The organism is Pseudomonas sp. NPDC089392 (assembly GCF_044749595.1).
In the GTDB taxonomy this organism is placed as follows: Bacteria; Pseudomonadota; Gammaproteobacteria; order Pseudomonadales; family Pseudomonadaceae; genus Aquipseudomonas.
Genome location: NZ_JBIVIF010000025.1, coordinates 35,983 through 54,377, shown reverse-complemented (window position 1 = coordinate 54,377; position 18,395 = coordinate 35,983). Strand labels below are relative to the sequence as shown.

Below are 18,395 nucleotides of genomic sequence, written 5' to 3'. Positions count from 1 at the left end.
CATTTTCCAACCGATTTTTTCAACCTGACGGTCTTATTTTGCGTTTATGGGCCGATTTCAGGCCCTGTTTTACTGATTAGCGGGTAAACCCCGCCTTTCAGACGGATTTATCCCGCCACCCGTTGCAAGTACCGCTTTGCCAGCATCAGATTGGCCAACCCGAACAGACTGAATAACTGCGCCGTATTCTTTTCCAGTCCACGGTAACGGACTTTGCGATGGTTGAAGCGCACTTTGATCACTTGGAACGGATGCTCTACCTTGGCACGCAGTTGCGCCTTGGCGTATTCGATCTTGCGCTTGACCCGGAACAGCACGCTGTCTTTGCCGTGATGCTGGTAGCTGCTTGGCCGTGCTGCAATCGACCAGATAACGTCCCGTTCAGCATACTCCGCTCGCTTGGCCGCACCGGTGTATCCAGCATCTCCCGAGACATAGGTTTCGGCACCGTGCAGCAGCTTGTCGACCTGGGTGACATCGGCCACGTTAGCCGCGGTCCCCACCAGGCTGTGCACCAGCCCCGACGTGGCGTCGACGCCAATGTGGGCCTTCATCCCGAAGTGCCACTGATTGCCTTTTTTAGCCTGATGCATCTCAGGATCGCGCTTACCTTCTCGGTTCTTGACCGAGGGCGGTGCGGCGATCAGGGTGGCATCGACGATGGTGCCTTCCTTGAGCAGCAGACCCCGACTGGCCAGATGCTGGTTGATCGTTTCAAACAACACCCGCGTCAGCTGATGGGTTTCCAGCAAGCGGCGAAAGCGCAACAAGGTAGTGGCATCCGGTGCCGACTCCCGGCCCAGGTCGATGCCCATGAAGCCACGAATGGCCTGGCTGTCGTAGATGGCATCTTCGGTGCCTTCATCGGAGAAACCGAAACACTGCTGCACGACATACATGCGCAGCATGCGCGACAACCCAATCGAGGGGCGTCCGCGCTTGCCGGTGGTGTCGCGGTAGAACGGCGCCACTTGAGCTTCCAGCTGTGCCCAGGGCACCAACTGCTCGATATCCGCCAGGAAGCGATCTCGTCGGGTTTGCTTTTTCTTGCCGGTGTATTCGAGTTCGGAGAAGGTCTTCTGCATAGCGCGTAACGAGGCTCACGAAGAGGGGGCTGATTGAGGGGGTCAGTGTGCCAAGGCTCTGAGCGGTTGGCTATTTATGCAGCGTCTCCTTAGGATCCTGTTTATTGTAGAAACCGAAACGTCATATCGTTCCGCTATGGAATGTTTCTCCACTCCTTTGCCCAAGCAACCCAAGATTTGTTCCCGAAGCTCGGGTTTCAGCTTTTTAGGCTTCAGTTTTTTGAAGACTCTATCCCTGATTTCCTGACCTTTAAATCGGTGTGCTGCTTTATCGCCTACTGCTCGTCTTCCGTGGTCTGGAGACTGTACTGGGGTTTCCTGATCCCCTGGAGACTGAAATCTTTTTAACGCACATAAAAACGGCGCAAACTCGCCGAATATACAGGTGATCAAAATCAGATGTTTGAGCGGATGGGAGTAAACGCGCGGTGTACGGGTCAGACTCTGTATAAAAGTTTCAGCTCTCTTTGGAGTGGTCGGAAGCGAGGCCAGTGGAAGATACGGTTGCAGTTGTGAAGCGAACGAAGCTAGGTCTGCTTGGGCATCAAAGCATGCTTCTGTATTGACTGAGAGGCGACGAATAGCTTCGTTATAAGCAGCCGTGACATTTTCTGGACGAAATTGCTCAGAAATGCCTAGCTTGGCTAACTCAATCACTGAGTGTCCTAAACGCTTGAGGGTTTGTACCACTGTCGGGCATACGGGCTGCTCTGCAACGCTCGCTATTAGGTGCTCGGCAGGTAATACCCAGTGCGCAGAGTCCGACCACTGCCGGTTGGCCGAGCAAATCCTGATGAGAGTTCCGTGCTTAGGGCATAACGTGACGCCTGGATACTGATGGGACAGGTGCCAGTAGGCGACCCCATGATTGATACGGTCTTCCCTTAAACATTCGAGGCATGCTTTCAATGGGTGCTCTGCGCCAAAGCGACCGGTCACCAGACCCAGGCGATATTTTAAGGTGCCCAAAGAATTGTTTGAAACTGTATGAAAGACGTCGTCAATTCTTTCCTTGGATTGAAAAGGAAAAAACAACGGCAATATCGTATGTTCTGTAATGATGTTGAATGGGCTTCCCCATACTTCTTTGGCTTTTTGGGGCAAAGAGTTTAGTCTGCTAGGAAAGTCATGCTGCACACTACTTGATCCCTCACCAAATAGCCATGCAGTGGTGCTAGCCTTAGTAACGTGGCACATAAAACGATGCTGACGACAACAAATACTGAAAAAGGTCTCATCCGGTAGCCATCGAACGACAGGGACAGATGCATTTGCAGAATCAGCCATTTCCCTCACCAAACGCTTGTCGTTTTCAACATTTTATTTGATTGGGGCTAAACCCTTAAATTATCAGTTGAGATAAGGGGGTGAAGATATATATCCGATGGGTGTGAGGCGCACGGTTGATCTAGATAATGACCCAAGCTGGACAATTTTGAATCCAGTCGCGACCCAGAGAGGGATGACTTTTCAGTTGTCACCCTGTTAACCACGGCGGTAACATACCCTGCTAAGCGAAGCGCTTTAAAATGTGCACACAGATACGTGTACACCCAGCGAATCCATTGCAGATAGCTGCTAACTATGTCCTAGATTCTTAACACGTATGAATAATAAGGAAGTATTGAATGAAATCTGACTAGTTAATTAGCGCTAGAATTCAGATAGACAAAGGCCCAAGTGCGACCTTGGGCCTCTGTGGATAAGTCAGAATTTAGCGACCTGACCTTTCCATTGTCTATTCCGAACATGCGGGACGTCAAGTCCTGCAGGGCTTCGTTCATCCACAAGAAGGTGAGCGTTATCCACAACCCGCACTCTTGGGTACGCCCGGGAGGCAAGGGCTATAGGGGCATCCAGCAAATTATCCCCAGGCTGGATGACGATCCTAGGTCCGTAGACATTGGACTGTATTGATGACTTTGCAGGAGAGATTTGCCCTCATCAGGAGCCGACAAGCTCACTTCGCGTGGGGCGATATCTACACGCCTTCGATTTTAGCGGTTCCACGAGAAGCCCCTAAGGGCTCTCGTATCAGCAGAATGAATAGCCGGAAGCTCGGCCGTGCGATTCACTCGCTGTCCACCCCAGAAGCGGTGTTCGCACAGCTCGCGCTCTTCCATCCTCAGCTGCTCGATATTCACGAGCAGAAGATGCTGTGGCCATATCACGCCCCGCATCCATTGCACGGGCATCCACTCACCAAAGGACATTTTTCTCATCCTGTCACTGGGACGATGGAAATTGCCAAGCAAATTGGCTTCAAGCATCACCAGGTGGTGATTACCACTAAAGCTGGTAGCCGACAGAGAATGCCCTTTCCCTATCAGGGGGACCTTTTACTGTATTTGATGGGTTCAGATGGGAAACCCTACGCGGTCAATTGGACGGTGAAGGATCAAGCTCATGCCTTCAGCGAGAGGCGCTACTCAGCAGCCAAGACCCCTAATCAGCAAAAAAAGGACCGTGATCATGCTGAGCTACGCACAGCCCTAGAGCAACTGCATTACGCAAGCGGCGGTATCAGGACCGTGCAAATGTCTTTGGATCGTCTGGACCCGATCGTCATGGGCAATCTCGATCTGCTATTTCCGATGCATGGCTTGCCGCTGACCCACGACCCCGAGCTGCTCAGGGAGTTTAGCGCTGAGATTGAGGGCGCTGTGCATGCTGGGGCCTTGATCCACCCCATCATTTACCGGTATGCAGCCCGATGGGGTAAGCGTGACCAGTTTATTGCGAAGGTCTACCAAGACATCTGGGACCGAAAGCTGCCAGTAAATTTCTTCAAGCCGATTCTGATCGACCATCCTCTCGATACCGACGGTGGTGATCTGCTGGCAGCCTACGGCAAATTTTTCTTGGAGATTGAGCCGTGATCACGGGCGCTAGGTTATTTGCGCCTGAAGGTTATCGGAGCCTTGTCAAAGGCCACTATTACCATTTCCTGAACAGTGATGCGGTCCACAACCGGGTGCGCTTGGTGGAGTTCAGTGATCTAGCGAAAGACGTGCGCACCACCTTGATCACCCTCACAAGGTTCGAGTTCGAAGAAGCGCTCGAAGCGGGTGCGCTGCTGGCGTCAGGGGAGACGGACAAATTTCCGCCATGGCTGGAACCGATTAAGGGGATCGCAATTTCAGATCGTGAAACGAAGCGGGTTTCTGCTAAGGAAACCTACGACCAAAAGGTCAACCGCCGTTTTCTGGCTATCTCAGGCCTGATGGTTCGTCTCCAGGAGGTTCTAGCCAGTGACGATCCGGACGCTGTAATTAACGCTCATGCCAAAAGCCAGTCGCCTCAGCAAAATGCAGCTCGCTTGAGGTTGTGGTTCTACACTTACATTACTTTTGGACAAAACAAGTGGGCTCTCATGCCTCCCCTGCACCGCATCGGGAGGTGGGACAGGGAGGGGCCGGGGAAATTACGCAGGCTGGGCCGGCCATCACCCAATGGCAAAGAGTGGGGTTACCGGGCCGATAGCGCCATGAGGGAAAGAATCCTTTCTGCGTATCTTAGGTTCCGTTCCGCTGACAAAACATATAGTCAAGTTTACCGAAAAATCCTTACAGAGGAATTTGGTTGCGTTTCCGTTGAACGAAATGGAGTAGCATTTTTCATCAATCGTAAAGGGCACCCATTTCCAACTATTGACCAAGTGCGTTACTGCATCGAACAACAAGTTAGCGCTAAAGAGAAATCTATTGGCGTAAGAGGTAAACAAAAGACCCGCGACCAGAGCGGCAGTTTGGGCAGTTTCTCAGAACGCTTGACGAATCTAAATCAGCAGGTCGAGTTTGATGGTTACTACATAGTTGAAAAACTTTCGGGCCTGACAGAGGGTAGCCCCGTTGACGGATTTTGCGTCGTTCGTGCCGTGTGTGGATTGTCCGGAATGGTGGTTGGCATTGGATTTGCCGAAGGTAAAGAAACCAAAGAAGCTTATCGGATGTGTCTGTTTTCCATGGCTGTCGACAAAGTATGGTTTTGTGGGCTTTTCGGAGTAACCATCAAACCGGACTGGTGGCCCTGCGAAGGCTTGGCAGGTGGGCTGGTGTTTGATCGAGGTCCTGCAGCAGCCCTGGACACGGAGCCTGAGATCCACTGGCTAGGCACACTTGAAAATACGCCAGTTTTTTCTGGCCAGTCTAAAGCTACGGTTGAGTCATCGCACCCGCGAGCAAAATCCGACCTCGATCAACCCACCTATGTTCATAGCACACTGAATTTTGTCCAAATGGCCCGCAGGGAGATTCACCAAGTCCTGAAAGACAACCGGTCGTCTGACGCAAGTGGCCGCATGGAAACCGAAATGTATTGGTGCGGAATAAAGCCCACCCCGCTGGGTATCTGGAATTACTGGGACAGCCGCTTCCGTAATTCTGCAATCGGGATGCAGCAAGAGGTTGCCATAAAGAGCTTCCTGTCTGTGCACCCGGCCGTTGTACGTCAAGACGCAGTCTATCTGTACGGGCGCAAGTATAGGTCTGTTGATTTGATCAATACCGGGATATTTGATCGAGTTGCTAGGAGCAGCGTTATTGAAGTTGATGTATATGTACTGACTATGTGCGTTCGGCATATATGGATTGAGGTAGGAGGCACACTGTTCGAACTGGACTTTGTAACGACGCAAAGGACCGTTGACGGTGATCGGGACATATCATTACGTGATCTTCAGTCACTAGATGCCTTAAGGCGAAAATCTCAAACTTTGCTTCGTAATGAGATGCCGGCAATTCATCAATTTCACGATGATAGATTCAAAGAAGATACCGGTGAAGAGTGTAAAGGTGGCGTGAGAAGAATTGGTCGACCACCTAAATCGGCATCTGCGCAGCGAGATACAGATGACTATGATCGATTCCGAGGTAAAGCCAAATGAATGAGGCCATTGCGAGTTGGTTCGACGGCTGCCAAACGGCTGATCAGGTCCGCCAGATCATCACGCGTCGACCTGAGCCATTGGAAAGTCTGTACGAAATTGAACCTCGGTTGGCGGCAGAGGTGCTGTCTCAAGCATTGCGTGAATCGTTCATTCCCAACGCATTTACGATTGAGTTCATCCAGGAGATGGTGGGGCGCGCAGCGCTGCATGCGCGAGCATTGTTCTCTTCTGAGCGCGAGTACGCCCGAGGGCTCTATGAAGCACCTGCAGTCGATGCTGTGCCGGTGTGTTTTACAGGGCTTGCAGGGGTTGGGAAGAGCCAGACCATTGCTGCGCTGCGCAAGGTTCTGCCTGGCCCCGTTGATCTGTCCTGCGATCACTTCCAGGGTGAGCTACCGTTGCGGTCGCATTGGTATGCAAGCGCCCGAGGTACCACCAATGCTAAGGCCCTTCTTCGAGAGTTCGTTGAGTTGCCTCTGTCGCGACTGACCGTTGCTGAGCTGCTGAGTGAATGCCGGCGTAGGGCGAATCGTGATGGGGTATCGTTAGTCATCCTGGATGAAATGCAGTACATCCAAAAGGGGCTTGGTGCAGCGAAGGTTACCGATATCCTCTTGAACATGGCTGGTATCGGTCCGCCAATGGTCTACGTGTGCAATTACAGCTTGGGTCACAAGTTGTTTGAGAGAAACAATGAGGATCAGCAGCGCTTGCTGACGGACCCAAGAATCATGCTTCCCGATGAGCCTGGCAGTTCCGACTGGAAAGCTTTCATTGATGAATGTGTTCGCGTGGGCAATGGCGCGATTCGCGGTAATCAGGGTGAATTGGCAAGGGAAATTTACCGTTGCACCTTCGGTATCAAGCGCCTGGCGGTGGAGTTGTTGAAGCAGGCGTACATTGAGTGCCGCAGTGCAGGCCGTCATGCGGCCTCCCTTCAAGACATCGGCCATGCTTACCGCTCAGCGGCTTACACGTCCAGTGCCAAACAGGTCGAACACCTTCAAAAATTGGCTCTGGGTGGTCGGGTGTCCAAACAGCATCCAGACCTGCGGTGTCCGTTTGACCTGCCAGCCGCGTTCACGTCCAACGTAGTGAAATTTGCGCGAGCTGAACGGCAGGACCGAGTCACCCAGAAGGTTTTCGACTCATCGCTCACTGCGTCGGAACGATCTGTAAAAAAGCAACTTGATGCCTCAGCGAATGCTCTGCAGAAGCCGACTGCGCGCCCGCGGCGGACTCCGGTTGAGGAGCTCTCCGAGGAAGAGCAGGCCAAAGCTTTCTTTGCCTTGATGGAGGACGACAAGGACCCCAAACCCAAGTGATGGTGTGGCGAAGAATTCCGTTCGCGGGCCCTATGATTGCTGGCGTGTAAACCTATTTTTTTCACTGTTAACCAGAGTGGTTTACAGTGAAAAAAACAGGTTTACACGCCTGAGTTAGCGAGGGGCAGGTACACCAGGATAGAGCACCTGAGCTCGGATGCATCTCCGACGCCGCTGAAATGTGCTATCACGTGCCAGTACAAGCATGTCCAGATTCGCGTCATGCATTGGCGTTAGACAGTTAACTCCAGGTACAAAGATCTTATGAGCACACCAATTACGCTGTCTGTGGGTAGCCTCGATCTCACATACAACACTGGCTATATGGGCATGGATCACGGGATGCTCTATCAAGAGTCCGACCGCCAGTACCGTCGGCACGAGGGCATCGACTACGACTACGCTCATAGCCCTGAAAGTCTGGAGCAAATGGAGCTGTGTTTTTGCCGGACACTTGGTTCGATGGTGTCACGGTTGGAGCTGCTCGGATACACATTGGCGGCGGTGAGGTCGGAATACGAAAATCAGGTCGTGCTCGACAGAGACCAGTTCGAGGAATACCTGCCAGGTGAGCGTCGATCCGACCGTTTGACTTTCGATCAATTTATCGACTTCATCAAAGCGTACGCATTGCGAGACCTAAAAAGCGACTATGTCGCCAGCTACGATTCCGATCATGCACAGGGCCGGGGCCGCTTTGCGGCTGATCCAGCGGCATCTCTACTCCCGACGGGAGTGTTTGATCGAGACATCGGAGGCTACTCCGAGCGCAGCCATTTCGGCTCAATGTTAGGATTTCTGAGCCCATATGCAACTCTGCGAATCCTTGCCGAAAACCCCGCTAATCTAGGTGAAGATGTCGTCTGGGATTACGGCAATTTTGTGGATGCAGGATGGGCTAAAAATGAGGATTTCATTGGGAACGCACGTCGGACCCAGACCTATTTGATAGCGACTGAAGGCACTTCTGATACCCACATTCTGAAGCGGGGTCTGGCGCTGCTCCGCCCGGACATCGAGGATTTTTTTCGATTCATTGACATCGAGGAGCGTCACCCATTTTCCGGTACAGGTAATCTGTCCAAGTTCGCCGAGGGACTGGTCAAAATTGATGTTCACAATCGCGTGGTCTTCCTGTTCGATAACGACGCCGAAGGAGTGGATACCTATAAAAATCTACTCAAACGCTTTCAATTCCCAGTGAACATGAAAGCTATGGTTCTTCCTGACTTGGACGAGCTGCGCGAGTTTCCGGCGAAAGGCCCGTGTGGTGTTGCCAACGCTGACATCAACGGCTGCGCGGCCGCTATCGAGTGCTATCTCGATCTCAATCTTAAGGGGCGACCCCCAGCGCAGGTGACCTGGACGAATTACAAGGAGTCGTTAGGTATTTATCAGGGCGCCCTCGATTTCAAAGATAGCTACGCAAAGGCGTTTTATGAAACCACTCAGGAGGATGTTGAATCAGGTGTGTATGACGCGAGTAAGCTCCGATCCGTGATAGCGGCGCTTCTTGAGGAATGCACTGGTTTGGCTGCTGCGATGCTCTATTCGAAGTCCTAAACCTCAATAGCCTCTCGGCGAAGGCGCTTCCACCTAACGCGGACCGAGATGATTTCTGGCCCCTACCATCCGCTCGTCGCTACCTCTTGGAGATGGCCATCCATCCAATGCCCATGGGGTACAGCATGGCTAGAATGGTATAGTCTCTCATTTATTTGCAGAACAGCCGCAGGAAGCCGCTGGGAGATTTCACATGGCGATCTACACCGCAGGCTATGAAGGGTTGTCTATCGACGCCTTCATCGCTCGTCTTAAGCAAGCTCAGATCGACAAGGTTCTGGACGTTCGCGAGTACCCTCTGTCCAGAAAGCCTGGTTTCTCCAAGAAGGCTTTCGCCCAGTGCTTGGCGGATGCAGGAATTGCCTACGAGCATTCCCCTCCCTTGGGTTGCCCAAAACCGATTCGAAACCGCTATAAGGTCGATGGCGATTGGGGGGTCTATGCGCGCGACTTCAGGGCTTACATCCGTACCCGGATGGACCTTCTGGAGAACCTGACAGCTGATGCCTCAAGCCAGCGCATTTGTATGGTTTGCTACGAAGCTGACGCGAATTTTTGTCACCGCAGCCTTATCGCCGAGGCTGCGAGTGAATTGGATTCATCCCTGGATACGCGGCATCTGCCTCTCAAAATAGAGAAATTTGCTGATTTGCTTCGGGCGGTTGCTTAGGTGGATAGATGAGACTGATGATAAGCCACTGTTGCGGAAATCGATGAATCGTTCCCATTAGAAGCATAAGATCTTTTCCTGGTAACTCGACCTCCAGCTTCTGTCGAAACGGCGCTTCCCAGCCGTTAGGCCCATGAGCTCGGCGCATGTTTCTGTACAGCTGGCTTGCCTCCCAGTCTACGATCTTGTGCTTATAAATCTTTACCTCACCATCAAGTACTGACTCATAGCTGTAGTAGAAATCGAAGGGCACCTTCTCTAGGCGCTTGATGCTGGCTTTGACATCGTCCTGATCGAATAAACCGGGCTGGCGCTGCAGTCTCTCCAGTTTTTCAAGCTCCTCATCAGTCCAGCTTTCTGACGCGGCTTTACGGATCTCTAATCCAATAATTCGCTCAGGCTTGATCAAGCCGAGCGTGACATTGGAATTCTGTCGAGCCTGCTCCAGAGCCTCAAAACTGTCGTAGATGGGCAGCTTGCTAAGCATTTCCCTCCTTCGAATCCACGCTTTCGAGGTTGGAATAATGTCTTGGGGCTGAATCGTATCCACGCCAATCTTATGGCTTTCAGGTCGGTGATCGTTGGAGCTTTTTTCGATGGAGGCTTCGATCCACTGCCACTTTGAAAATCGTTGATCATCAGTGACCAGGCGGAACGGTACAGGGTAAAGACGGATCAGATTGCCTGCCTCGTCCATCCCCGCAACGCACGAAGTCTCTGTATAGGCAGCGCTGGGTGACGGGTATGTTTTGCATAGGATTAGTATGCGAGCTTTCCTTCTCATACAGGCACGTCCTTATTGTACTGCTGATACTGTAGCGACCAGAGCGTAAACTGGCCATATGATATCGCCCTGTCCCGACAAACCTCATCCATGTGCGGCTGCCACTGAGCGTCATCACCAAGAGCGAGCAATTCAGGCATAGCTGCTGCTAGGGATTGCCTAACCGGGCTGCACCGCAGAAAGATTGAACGCAGCTTCGGCACGAACTTGCCGTCCGATTGAAGCGGACGAGCTACGCACCGTTTGGGGTTGCGGCCCCTTTCGATGTTCGTCGATGGGATCTAGCTCAGTCGCAAGGGGCTTCCGGCGTACTGAACACTCCAACAAAATGGCATTTGCAAAGCTGCTTGAGCAAATCACCGCTTGCATGGCTGCTGGAGTATGATGGGGACTGGTAGCTCTGGCAGGAGAGCCCAATGACTGAATCAGCGCGCACCACGGTAAAGTGCCTGGATCCCGGCGACGGCTCCGGCGATGTGATTGTGGAATTACCTGACGACATTCTGCGCGAGCTCGGGGTCACGACGGGCGACAGACTCTCCATAGAGCTCATCAACGGCGATATCGTACTCAAGCCAGTCCGCGAGCGCCGCGAATCTGATTAGCTACGCGTTGCAGGCCCTCTGTGTCGTCGTGTTGAGCTGATGAAGCTTTCTAGCGGGGATACATGGGACGGCAGTCAGCCTACTGCCGTCCTTCTGGTCGGTGCGTTATTTGGCTGGATAGTTGGCGACTACTAGGTCCGCGCCGCTTTTGGTTAACCCAATGACTTGGTAGGCATGGCTTACGCCATCAACCTCCATGCCTGGGGATCCAGCTGGCATTCCTGGCACGGCGATCCCGACCAGATCGTTCCGCTCCTTGAGTTCTCGAATCTGCTCAGCTGGCACGTGACCTTCAACAAACTTTCCATCAATCACGGCTGTGTGGCAGGACGCTAACCGTGGCGCTACGCCCAGCTTCTGTTTCACTGCGCTCATGTCCGTCTCAATATGGTCGGTCACTTTGAAACTATTGGCTTCCAAGTGCGCGATCCATTTCTTGCAGCAACCGCAGTTCGCGTCTCGGTGAACGTCGATGGACAAAGGCTCGGCAGCGTAGGCCGCTGAGGTCACCAGCAGCCCAGCGATAGCGGCTAGACGAACGAGTATCCGGTTAGTTGGCATGAGTGTGCTCCTTACCGTCTTTGTGAACATGCGTCTTTGTCGACGATTTCGGGTGGGCGTCCGAATGGGCTTCGGCCGCATTGTGGTCACCGTGATGATCTGCCGCTTGGGTGGCGCCTGCGGGTGGAGCTCCATGGTCGTGAGCTGCCTGGGCATGATCGTTGTCTGCCGCTTCGTCGTGATCGCCATGCTCGGCATGCCCGCTCCCGCCGTGCTGGCCCTCATGGTTATGCATATCGCTTTCGCCGCCGCCGTGCTGATGGCCACCGCTCGTGGCCACCAAAGCCTTGTACTGCTCGGGATTCATTTCGGGAAGTTGATCCAGGAACGCGACTATTCCCCAGATGTACTCATCACCCATGCTCTTGCCCCAAGCGGGCATGCCGGTGGCTTTGATGCCGTGCTTGATCGTCCAGAATGCGGCAGCCGGTTCGCCTCCGACACCCACCTTGGTGAGGTCAGGTGGCGACGGGTATAGCGCTTGGCTAAGTTCTGTCTTTCCAACGCCAGGGGCGAGGTGGCACCCAATGCACATGGCGTTGTAGTTGCCTGCGCCTGCCTTGATCAACGCAGCGTTCTTCAGGTCAGGCACTTCAATGTCTCGCGCTCGAACCTCAATCGACCGGTCGCGAGCCATGGCGAGAAACGAATGGACAGCCGGGAAGTGAGGATCATCGGCGCCGACATTCACCAAGCCGAAATACGCGGTGCCCAATACCGCAGCACTTCCGACAGCACCGGCCACAAGCAGCGTTGTAATTGTTCTTTTCATGTTGGAATTCTCAGAACCACATCCTGATACCGGCAACGAAGCGTGCCTCATCAACATCTCCACCCTCGTCTCGGATGAAGTCAGCGGTGTTGCCGTAGGAGCGGCTCCAGGTAACGCCTATGTACGGGGCAAACTGGCGGACGATTTCATACCGTAGACGCAGCCCGACTTCGGTATTGGCCAGACCCGATCCAACACCGCGCTCAGGATCGTTCTTGCCATAGAAGTTCGCCTCGGCCGTGGGCTGCAAAATCAAGCGATTGGTCAGCAGGATGTCGTATTCGCCTTCAAGACGCGCAGCAGTCTGGCCGTTCTCGCCGATGAACGCCGTAGCTTCGGCCTCGAAGTCATACAAGGCCATGCCCTGAATACCAAAGGCTGCCCAGGTCTGCGGTGATTCCGGTTTGAAATCCTGACGGACTCCGGCGACCACGTCCCACCAAGGACTGACCGAGCGCCCGTATAGCAGTTGCAGCTCAGCGTCTTCGGTTACCCCATTGGTGCGCTCGCCTTCCGAGCGAACCCAGAGTCGATTGATGTCGCCGCCTACCCAGCCTGATGCGTCCCAGGCCAGGGTGCTGCCCTCATCGGCGTCTTGGTATTCGAGCTGGTCCAACAGGAAGAAGCTGTTGATTCCGCTGTCGTGCACCTGGTGGCCACCCAAAGGCGGAAAGGCTGCCTCGCGGTCGGCATCAGTGAGCACTGGAATCGGCGTGCGACTCGTTGTGGTCGGAGAAATCGCTGAACCATGATTCATCTGGGAATGGTCCATGCCCTTCATCGAACCGTGATCCATGCCCTTCATGTTTCCATGGCCCATTTTGCTGTGGTCCATCTTGCTATGGTCCACCGGGCTGGATTTGCTCTGGCTTTGAGCATGCTCCATCTGGCTGTGATCAACAGGGGCAGGCTGTTTCTGCTGTTTGCTCACCCCCATCTTGCTGTGATCCATCGCCGGCATCGATTCGGACGGAACAGCATCCATTTGCATGGAACCGTGCCCCATTTTCGAATGATCCATGCCCGAGTGATCCATTTCTTCAGCGGCGAAGCTGGGCGTTACGCCCAGCATGCCGATTGAAACAGTCAGGGCCAGCAGCGAAGGCCGCCCAAGGCTATTGACCATCTTTCCCTGCCTTAGCTTTGTCGCTGCCATGCGATTCCATCATTTTGTCGTGGTCCATGCCTTCCATCGAGCCATGGTCCATCCCCTTCATCGAGCCGTGGTCCATACTTTCCATGGACCCATGGTCCATGCCTTCATGGTTCATCCCCTGACCCTGCTTGTCCTGCGAACCTTTGGCTTTACCGGCCTCGGTAGATTTCTGGGAATGCTGATCATGGTTGTCGCTGGACCACGACGACGGGGCATAAACAGCCAACATGCCGACCATCGCAGCAGAGAGGAAAAAGGCGCTTCGTTTCATTGGTTTGCTCATCTCAAATCTCCAGCTCATTCGTCCACACGGACTTCTCGGAACATGCCCATTTCCATGTGGAACAGTAGGTGACAGTGATAGGCCCAACGTCCCAAGGCATCTGCGGTGACGCGATAGCTTCGTTTTGAGCCAGGTGGCATGTCGATGGTGTGCTTGCGAACCATGAAGTTGCCGTTCTCGTCCTCCAGATCACTCCACATACCGTGGAGATGGATGGGGTGAGTCATCATGGTGTCGTTGACCAAGGTGATGCGAAGACGCTCGCCATATTTCAACCGCAGCGGTTCAGCATCAGAGAATTTGATACCGTCGAACGACCACGCGAACTTCTCCATGTGGCCGGTAAGGTGCAGTTCGATTGTGCGTCCAGGCTCTCGACCATCGGGATCGATGAAGGTGCTCCGCAAATCGGCGTAGGTCAGCACTCGGCGCCCGTTGTTGCGCAGGCCAATTCCCGGATCGTTCAGCTTCGGGGTCGGCGACATGGTCTGCATATCGACCAACGGGTTGTTTGTCTCGGAAGCCGGATGGCTCTGCATTGCACCGCTCATGCCGGCCATGCCCTCATGACTCATCCCAGCCATCGTGCTGTGATCCATGCCGGCCATGTTGCTATGGTCCATTCCAGCCATCTTGCTGTGGTCCATGCCGGCCATGCTGCTATGGTCCATTCCAGCCATCTTGCTGTGGTCCATGCCGGCCATGCTGCCATGGTCCATCCCAGCCATCTTGCTGTGATCCATCCCGGCCATGTTCCCCTGGTCCATGCCAGCCATGCCGCCGTGATCCATTCCGCCCATGCTGCCGTGGTCCATGCCCATATCGCTCATGGCGATGATCGGGCGTGGATCTACCTCCGGCACGGGCGCTTGCAAGCCTTCACGAACTGCCAGGGTGCCTCGGGAGTACCCGGTACGGTCCATGGATTGCGCGAAGATTGTATAGGCCTGCTCGTTTTCAGGTTCGACGATGACATCGTAGGTTTCGGCAACGGCGATCCGGAACTCATCGACCGATACGGGTTTGACGTACTGGCCGTCGGCAGCCACAACCGTCATCTTGAGCCCAGGAATCCGGACATCGAAATAGGTCATGGCCGAGCCGTTGATAAAGCGCAGGCGGATCTTCTCGCCGGGCTTGAAGATACCCGTCCAGTTGCCGTTCGGAGCCTGGCCGTTCATGAGGTAGGTGTAGGTATACCCGCTCACGTCAGCGAGGTCGGTGGGGCTCATCTTCATTTCAGCCCACATCTTCCGATCCGCTACAGCGGCCGACCAGCCTTTCTCGCTCACATCGTCAACGAAGTCGCTAACAGTGCGCTTGTGGAAGTTGTAGTAGTCAGATTGCTTCTTGAGTTTGGAGAGCACCCGCGCCGGGTCTTCATCCGTCCAATCGCTGAGCATGACGACGTAATCACGGTCGTACACAAACGGCTCCGGATCCTTGGCATCGATCACCAACGCCCCATAGACCCCGGACTGTTCCTGGAAGCCTGAGTGGCTGTGATACCAGTAGGTGCCGTTCTGGTGGACCTTGAACTTGTATTCGTACATGCCATCGGGAGCGATGCCGTGGAAGCTCAAGCCCGGCACACCGTCCATGTTGGCGGGCAGGATGATGCCGTGCCAGTGAATGGAGGTGTCTTGTTTCAGCCGGTTGCGTACGCGCAGTGTCACGGTGTCGCCTTCGCGCCATCGCAGGATCGGCCCTGGCACCGAACCGTTGATGGCCATGGCCGTGCGAGCTGCACCCGTGATATTGACGGGGAGTTCGCCGATATACAGATCGAAGTCCGTGCCGCTCAGCACGTTCGGTTGGCCAGGGCTGGTCACGGCCCAGACCGGCGCGCGCCACATGCCGAGCCCACCCAGAAGTCCGGTAGCGGCCAGGCCTTTGACGAAAGATCGTCTCGTGGTTTTGCTTTGCATGCCGTTGCGTCCAGTCAGGTAGATCGCTGATATCCAGGCTGCTCGATGGGGCAGCCCTTGGGTTCATTGGAGCTCTCACCAGTCTCGTAGACTTTCGTCACTGCGCGAGGCTGATGAGAGGCCGTAGTCTGAAACTGCCATAGTTCAGATTCCGGGGTGATTACATTTCTGTAAGCTGGGATCAGCAGCTTTCGTGGCCGGCATGCTTGCTGGACTGGGCGGCAACTGGCGCCTGCTCTTTCTTCTCCTGCGCAACTTGGAATGCCTGCATGGAGCTTTGGCGAGCCGCTTCCATCCGCGCAAAGGTCCGGTCCGCGCCGCCCTCTGCCAGGGCGATGCCTGCCATGCCGAAGGTAACGACCATCACAATTGCTTTGACCATGTTCATCTGGAGATCCTCAGTGGGTTCTGCGCCTCATGGCGTCAGGTACAGGGTCAAGTTAGCTTCGCGGTGCTGTCAGAAAACTGATCTCGACATTACTTTTCCGTCAGCTTCTGGTTGGGCGTCTTTTTTCCTGCAAACTGGAGATGCACCCCGCGTGGATGAGAGCAGATGAAATTACTCGTAGCCGAAGATGAGCCAAAAACCGGTGTCTACCTCCAGCAAGGTCTGACAGAAGCTGGCTTCACCGTTGACCGGGTGATGACAGGCACTGACGCCCTGCAACAGGCACAGAGCGAAGCGTATGACTTGCTGATACTCGACGTGATGATGCCGGGGCTCGATGGCTGGGATGTCCTGCGCAAGATCCGTGCGGCGGGTCAGGATGTGCCGGTTCTTTTCTTGACGGCCCGAGACGGCGTAGACGACCGCGTGAAAGGTTTGGAACTGGGCGCTGATGACTACCTGGTGAAGCCCTTTGCGTTCTCGGAGCTGCTGGCTCGGGTTCGCACGTTGTTGCGCAGAGGCAACGGTGGTGCTGCTCAAACCACCATGAAGATGGCAGACCTTGAGGTAGACCTGCTCAAGCGTCGAGCTACGCGAAACGGCAAGCGGATCGACCTTACCGCAAAGGAGTTTTCCCTGCTGGAGCTGCTCATGCGCCGACGCGGCGAGGTGCTCCCCAAGTCGCTGATCGCTTCTCAGGTCTGGGACATGAACTTCGACAGTGACACCAACGTGATTGAGGTAGCGATTCGCCGACTGCGGGCCAAAATAGATGACGACTTCGCGCCAAAGCTCATCCATACCGCCCGAGGCATGGGCTACATGATGGATGTGCCCGAGTGATGCGCCCGCAATCATCGCTCGTCAAGCGACTGACCCTGATGTTCATGTTCGCAGTGACTGCTGTCCTGGTGGTTGCCGGGGTGGCTTTCTACGGGCTCAGCCAGCACCATTTCCGGATGCTGGATGAGCAGGCGCTTTCCGAAAAGCTGGAGTCAACGCGTCATATCCTGTCCATCTCAGCAGCGCGAGGCGGGCTCCACGATCAGGAGCAGCAGCTGCGGGCATTGCTCGGCGCACATCAGGATTTGTCGGCGAAAATCACCAAGGCTGACGGTACGGTCCTGTTTTCAGACCCCAAAGCCTCCCAAATTCCCCAGCGGTTCGAGCAGGCGCACCGGGGTGCGGTCTGGGAATGGCAGGATGAATCGCAGAACTTTCGCGGCATTACCGCCCAGCTGACCATTGCAGGCGAGCCGGAACCGGTGACGGCCGTGCTGATGCTCGATGTCACCACTCACGCCCATTTCTTTGTCACCCTGCAATGGTGGTTCGGAATTGGCCTGGTGATCAGCGCGATTGTAAGCGCAGGCTTGGGTTGGGTCGTGGCCAAGAGTGGGCTTCGGCCTGTTGGGCAAATCACCAAAGTGGCCACCGGGATGTCGGCAAGATCGCTCCGCGAGCGCATTCCCCTGGAGCCCGTGCCGCTAGAGCTTCAGGAGCTCATCCTGTCTTTCAACGGGATGCTGGGACGGTTGGAGGATGCATTCGTTCGGTTGTCCAACTTCTCTGCCGATATCGCTCACGAGTTGAGAACGCCAGTCAGCAACCTTCTGACCCATACTGAAGTGGTGCTCACCAAGAAGCGTGACCTGGATGCCTATGAGGAGAACCTCTATTCGAACCTGGAAGACCTCAAGCGTATGTCGCGCATGATCGACGACATGCTGTTCCTCGCCAAGGCGGATAACGGTCTGATCGTCCCTGAGCAGATTGATGTGGAGCTCTCCGACCTCGTTTCCAAGCTGTTCGAGTACTACCAGTTCCTGGCTGAGGATCAAGGCATCCAGCTGACCCTACACGGGCAGGGTAAGGTTCGTGGCGATCGCCTGATGATTGACCGAGCGCTTTCCAACCTTCTATCCAACGCGTTGCGCTACACCCCGGAAGGTAACGAGATATCAGTGCGAATCGAGCAGACGCCTGAAAGCGTGACGCTTTCCGTGCGTAACAGCGGGGTAATCATCGATTCCCAGCACATTGGCAAGATCTTCGACCGATTCTATCGAGCCGATCCAGCCAGGCGCGAAGGCGGCCCAAGCAATGCAGGCCTGGGTCTGTCGATAACCCGCTCTATCATCGAGGCTCATAGCGGACGAATCTGGTGTACTTCAGCGGAGGGTGTCACAACCTTCTTCATCAGTCTCCCAGCCTCTAAGCGGTGGGTTAGTGCAGCCCCAACCCCTTAATGCTGAACTCATCCCGGTAATCTATACTCGCCCATCATGAATCGGTTCATTCGACTGCTCACCATCCTGATGCTTATCGTGGCGCTTCCGCTTAACGGGATGGCGGGCATCGATTCGGCGACTGAACCTTGCCCAATG

At 54.6% G+C, this 18,395-nt stretch carries 17 protein-coding genes; 8 read left to right on the top strand and 9 right to left on the bottom strand.

The window, feature by feature from the left end; translation table 11 throughout:
* Nucleotides 1–107 precede the first annotated feature (107 nt).
* Together ACIP1G_RS20300 and ACIP1G_RS20295 are read right to left on the bottom strand one after the other, a co-directional pair.
* Entirely contained in the window at nucleotides 108–1,085 is a 978-nt protein-coding gene (locus ACIP1G_RS20300) for an IS5 family transposase (protein ID WP_033991331.1), read from the bottom strand.
* 42 nt (nucleotides 1,086–1,127) lie between these two features.
* Nucleotides 1,128–2,372: a TniQ family protein gene (locus ACIP1G_RS20295; RefSeq protein ID WP_181132483.1), complete on the bottom strand. Its 1,245-nt coding sequence runs from the start codon at nucleotides 2,370–2,372 to the stop codon at nucleotides 1,128–1,130.
* Nucleotides 2,373–3,001: 629 nt separating this feature from the next.
* Between ACIP1G_RS20295 and ACIP1G_RS20290 the strand changes: the two genes are divergently transcribed.
* The 5 genes from ACIP1G_RS20290 to ACIP1G_RS20270 all read left to right on the top strand — a co-directional run bounded on the left by ACIP1G_RS20290 (nucleotide 3,002) and on the right by ACIP1G_RS20270 (nucleotide 9,531).
* Nucleotides 3,002–3,964, top strand: coding sequence for a hypothetical protein (locus ACIP1G_RS20290; protein WP_060519787.1), 963 nt, complete (start codon nucleotides 3,002–3,004; stop codon nucleotides 3,962–3,964).
* A complete protein-coding gene (locus ACIP1G_RS20285; protein ID WP_165961575.1) occupies nucleotides 3,961–5,970 on the top strand; it encodes a transposase in 2,010 nt (669 codons plus the stop codon). Before ACIP1G_RS20290 ends, ACIP1G_RS20285 begins: the two co-directional genes overlap by 4 nt.
* Nucleotides 5,967–7,298 carry a hypothetical protein gene (locus ACIP1G_RS20280; RefSeq protein WP_060519786.1) on the top strand — a complete coding sequence of 444 codons (1,332 nt, stop codon included), beginning with the start codon at nucleotides 5,967–5,969 and terminating at the stop codon, nucleotides 7,296–7,298. The genes ACIP1G_RS20285 and ACIP1G_RS20280 overlap by 4 nt, the downstream gene beginning before the upstream one ends.
* A 264-nt stretch (nucleotides 7,299–7,562) precedes the next feature.
* The gene (locus ACIP1G_RS20275; RefSeq protein WP_060519785.1) at nucleotides 7,563–8,861 is read left to right on the top strand and encodes a HEPN/Toprim-associated domain-containing protein; all 1,299 of its coding nucleotides are present in this window, start codon (nucleotides 7,563–7,565) and stop codon (nucleotides 8,859–8,861) included.
* A gap of 193 nt (nucleotides 8,862–9,054) precedes the next feature.
* On the top strand, nucleotides 9,055–9,531 hold the full coding sequence (locus ACIP1G_RS20270; protein WP_060519784.1) for a DUF488 family protein: 477 nt from the start codon (nucleotides 9,055–9,057) through the stop codon (nucleotides 9,529–9,531).
* Here ACIP1G_RS20270 and ACIP1G_RS20265 read toward each other — a convergent pair.
* Complete coding sequence (locus tag ACIP1G_RS20265) at nucleotides 9,488–10,228, bottom strand: hypothetical protein (RefSeq protein ID WP_197864294.1); 741 nt, start codon at nucleotides 10,226–10,228, stop codon at nucleotides 9,488–9,490. The genes ACIP1G_RS20270 and ACIP1G_RS20265 overlap by 44 nt on opposite strands.
* Nucleotides 10,229–10,731: 503 nt before the next feature.
* Here ACIP1G_RS20265 and ACIP1G_RS20260 point away from each other — a divergent pair.
* On the top strand, nucleotides 10,732–10,920 hold the full coding sequence (locus ACIP1G_RS20260) for an AbrB/MazE/SpoVT family DNA-binding domain-containing protein (RefSeq protein ID WP_060519780.1): 189 nt from the start codon (nucleotides 10,732–10,734) through the stop codon (nucleotides 10,918–10,920).
* A 105-nt stretch (nucleotides 10,921–11,025) separates the two neighbouring features.
* Here the strand turns inward: ACIP1G_RS20260 and ACIP1G_RS20255 are convergent, their stop codons facing one another.
* The 6 genes from ACIP1G_RS20255 to ACIP1G_RS20230 form a co-directional block, all read right to left on the bottom strand.
* Complete coding sequence (locus tag ACIP1G_RS20255; RefSeq protein ID WP_060519778.1) at nucleotides 11,026–11,481, bottom strand: DUF411 domain-containing protein; 456 nt, start codon at nucleotides 11,479–11,481, stop codon at nucleotides 11,026–11,028.
* Nucleotides 11,471–12,253 carry a cytochrome c gene (locus tag ACIP1G_RS20250; RefSeq protein WP_060519775.1) on the bottom strand — a complete coding sequence of 261 codons (783 nt, stop codon included), beginning with the start codon at nucleotides 12,251–12,253 and terminating at the stop codon, nucleotides 11,471–11,473. The genes ACIP1G_RS20255 and ACIP1G_RS20250 overlap by 11 nt, the downstream gene beginning before the upstream one ends.
* 10 nt (nucleotides 12,254–12,263) lie before the next feature.
* Nucleotides 12,264–13,379 carry a copper resistance protein B gene (locus ACIP1G_RS20245; RefSeq protein ID WP_060519774.1) on the bottom strand — a complete coding sequence of 372 codons (1,116 nt, stop codon included), beginning with the start codon at nucleotides 13,377–13,379 and terminating at the stop codon, nucleotides 12,264–12,266.
* The gene (locus tag ACIP1G_RS20240; protein ID WP_019470286.1) at nucleotides 13,369–13,692 is read right to left on the bottom strand and encodes a hypothetical protein; all 324 of its coding nucleotides are present in this window, start codon (nucleotides 13,690–13,692) and stop codon (nucleotides 13,369–13,371) included. The genes ACIP1G_RS20245 and ACIP1G_RS20240 overlap by 11 nt, the downstream gene beginning before the upstream one ends.
* Nucleotides 13,693–13,706: 14 nt before the next feature.
* Nucleotides 13,707–15,620, bottom strand: coding sequence for a copper resistance system multicopper oxidase (locus ACIP1G_RS20235; protein ID WP_060519772.1), 1,914 nt, complete (start codon nucleotides 15,618–15,620; stop codon nucleotides 13,707–13,709).
* A 181-nt stretch (nucleotides 15,621–15,801) separates the two neighbouring features.
* On the bottom strand, nucleotides 15,802–16,008 hold the full coding sequence (locus ACIP1G_RS20230) for a co-regulatory protein PtrA N-terminal domain-containing protein (protein WP_060519770.1): 207 nt from the start codon (nucleotides 16,006–16,008) through the stop codon (nucleotides 15,802–15,804).
* 165 nt (nucleotides 16,009–16,173) lie between these two features.
* Here ACIP1G_RS20230 and ACIP1G_RS20225 point away from each other — a divergent pair, with 165 nt between their 5' ends.
* Together ACIP1G_RS20225 and ACIP1G_RS20220 are read left to right on the top strand one after the other, a co-directional pair.
* Nucleotides 16,174–16,851, top strand: coding sequence for a heavy metal response regulator transcription factor (locus tag ACIP1G_RS20225; protein ID WP_060519766.1), 678 nt, complete (start codon nucleotides 16,174–16,176; stop codon nucleotides 16,849–16,851).
* Nucleotides 16,851–18,257 (top strand): heavy metal sensor histidine kinase, encoded by a 1,407-nt coding sequence (locus ACIP1G_RS20220; RefSeq protein ID WP_060519764.1) that lies wholly within the window; start codon nucleotides 16,851–16,853, stop codon nucleotides 18,255–18,257. Before ACIP1G_RS20225 ends, ACIP1G_RS20220 begins: the two co-directional genes overlap by 1 nt.
* Nucleotides 18,258–18,395 lie beyond the last annotated feature (138 nt).

What these genes read in the sequence shown, in the direction of transcription:
- ACIP1G_RS20300 (WP_033991331.1), bottom strand. Translation starts at nt 1,085, where the DNA reads ATGCAGAAGACCTTCTCCGAACTCGAATACACCGGCAAGAAAAAGCAA.
- ACIP1G_RS20295 (WP_181132483.1), bottom strand. Translation starts at nt 2,372, where the DNA reads ATGGCTGATTCTGCAAATGCATCTGTCCCTGTCGTTCGATGGCTACCG.
- ACIP1G_RS20290 (WP_060519787.1), top strand. Translation starts at nt 3,002, where the DNA reads ATGACTTTGCAGGAGAGATTTGCCCTCATCAGGAGCCGACAAGCTCAC.
- ACIP1G_RS20280 (WP_060519786.1), top strand. Translation starts at nt 5,967, where the DNA reads ATGAATGAGGCCATTGCGAGTTGGTTCGACGGCTGCCAAACGGCTGAT.
- ACIP1G_RS20275 (WP_060519785.1), top strand. Translation starts at nt 7,563, where the DNA reads ATGAGCACACCAATTACGCTGTCTGTGGGTAGCCTCGATCTCACATAC.
- ACIP1G_RS20270 (WP_060519784.1), top strand. Translation starts at nt 9,055, where the DNA reads ATGGCGATCTACACCGCAGGCTATGAAGGGTTGTCTATCGACGCCTTC.
- ACIP1G_RS20265 (WP_197864294.1), bottom strand. Translation starts at nt 10,228, where the DNA reads ATGGACGAGGCAGGCAATCTGATCCGTCTTTACCCTGTACCGTTCCGC.
- ACIP1G_RS20260 (WP_060519780.1), top strand. Translation starts at nt 10,732, where the DNA reads ATGACTGAATCAGCGCGCACCACGGTAAAGTGCCTGGATCCCGGCGAC.
- ACIP1G_RS20255 (WP_060519778.1), bottom strand. Translation starts at nt 11,481, where the DNA reads ATGCCAACTAACCGGATACTCGTTCGTCTAGCCGCTATCGCTGGGCTG.
- ACIP1G_RS20250 (WP_060519775.1), bottom strand. Translation starts at nt 12,253, where the DNA reads ATGAAAAGAACAATTACAACGCTGCTTGTGGCCGGTGCTGTCGGAAGT.
- ACIP1G_RS20245 (WP_060519774.1), bottom strand. Translation starts at nt 13,379, where the DNA reads ATGGTCAATAGCCTTGGGCGGCCTTCGCTGCTGGCCCTGACTGTTTCA.
- ACIP1G_RS20240 (WP_019470286.1), bottom strand. Translation starts at nt 13,692, where the DNA reads ATGAGCAAACCAATGAAACGAAGCGCCTTTTTCCTCTCTGCTGCGATG.
- ACIP1G_RS20235 (WP_060519772.1), bottom strand. Translation starts at nt 15,620, where the DNA reads ATGCAAAGCAAAACCACGAGACGATCTTTCGTCAAAGGCCTGGCCGCT.
- ACIP1G_RS20230 (WP_060519770.1), bottom strand. Translation starts at nt 16,008, where the DNA reads ATGAACATGGTCAAAGCAATTGTGATGGTCGTTACCTTCGGCATGGCA.
- ACIP1G_RS20225 (WP_060519766.1), top strand. Translation starts at nt 16,174, where the DNA reads ATGAAATTACTCGTAGCCGAAGATGAGCCAAAAACCGGTGTCTACCTC.
- ACIP1G_RS20220 (WP_060519764.1), top strand. Translation starts at nt 16,851, where the DNA reads ATGCGCCCGCAATCATCGCTCGTCAAGCGACTGACCCTGATGTTCATG.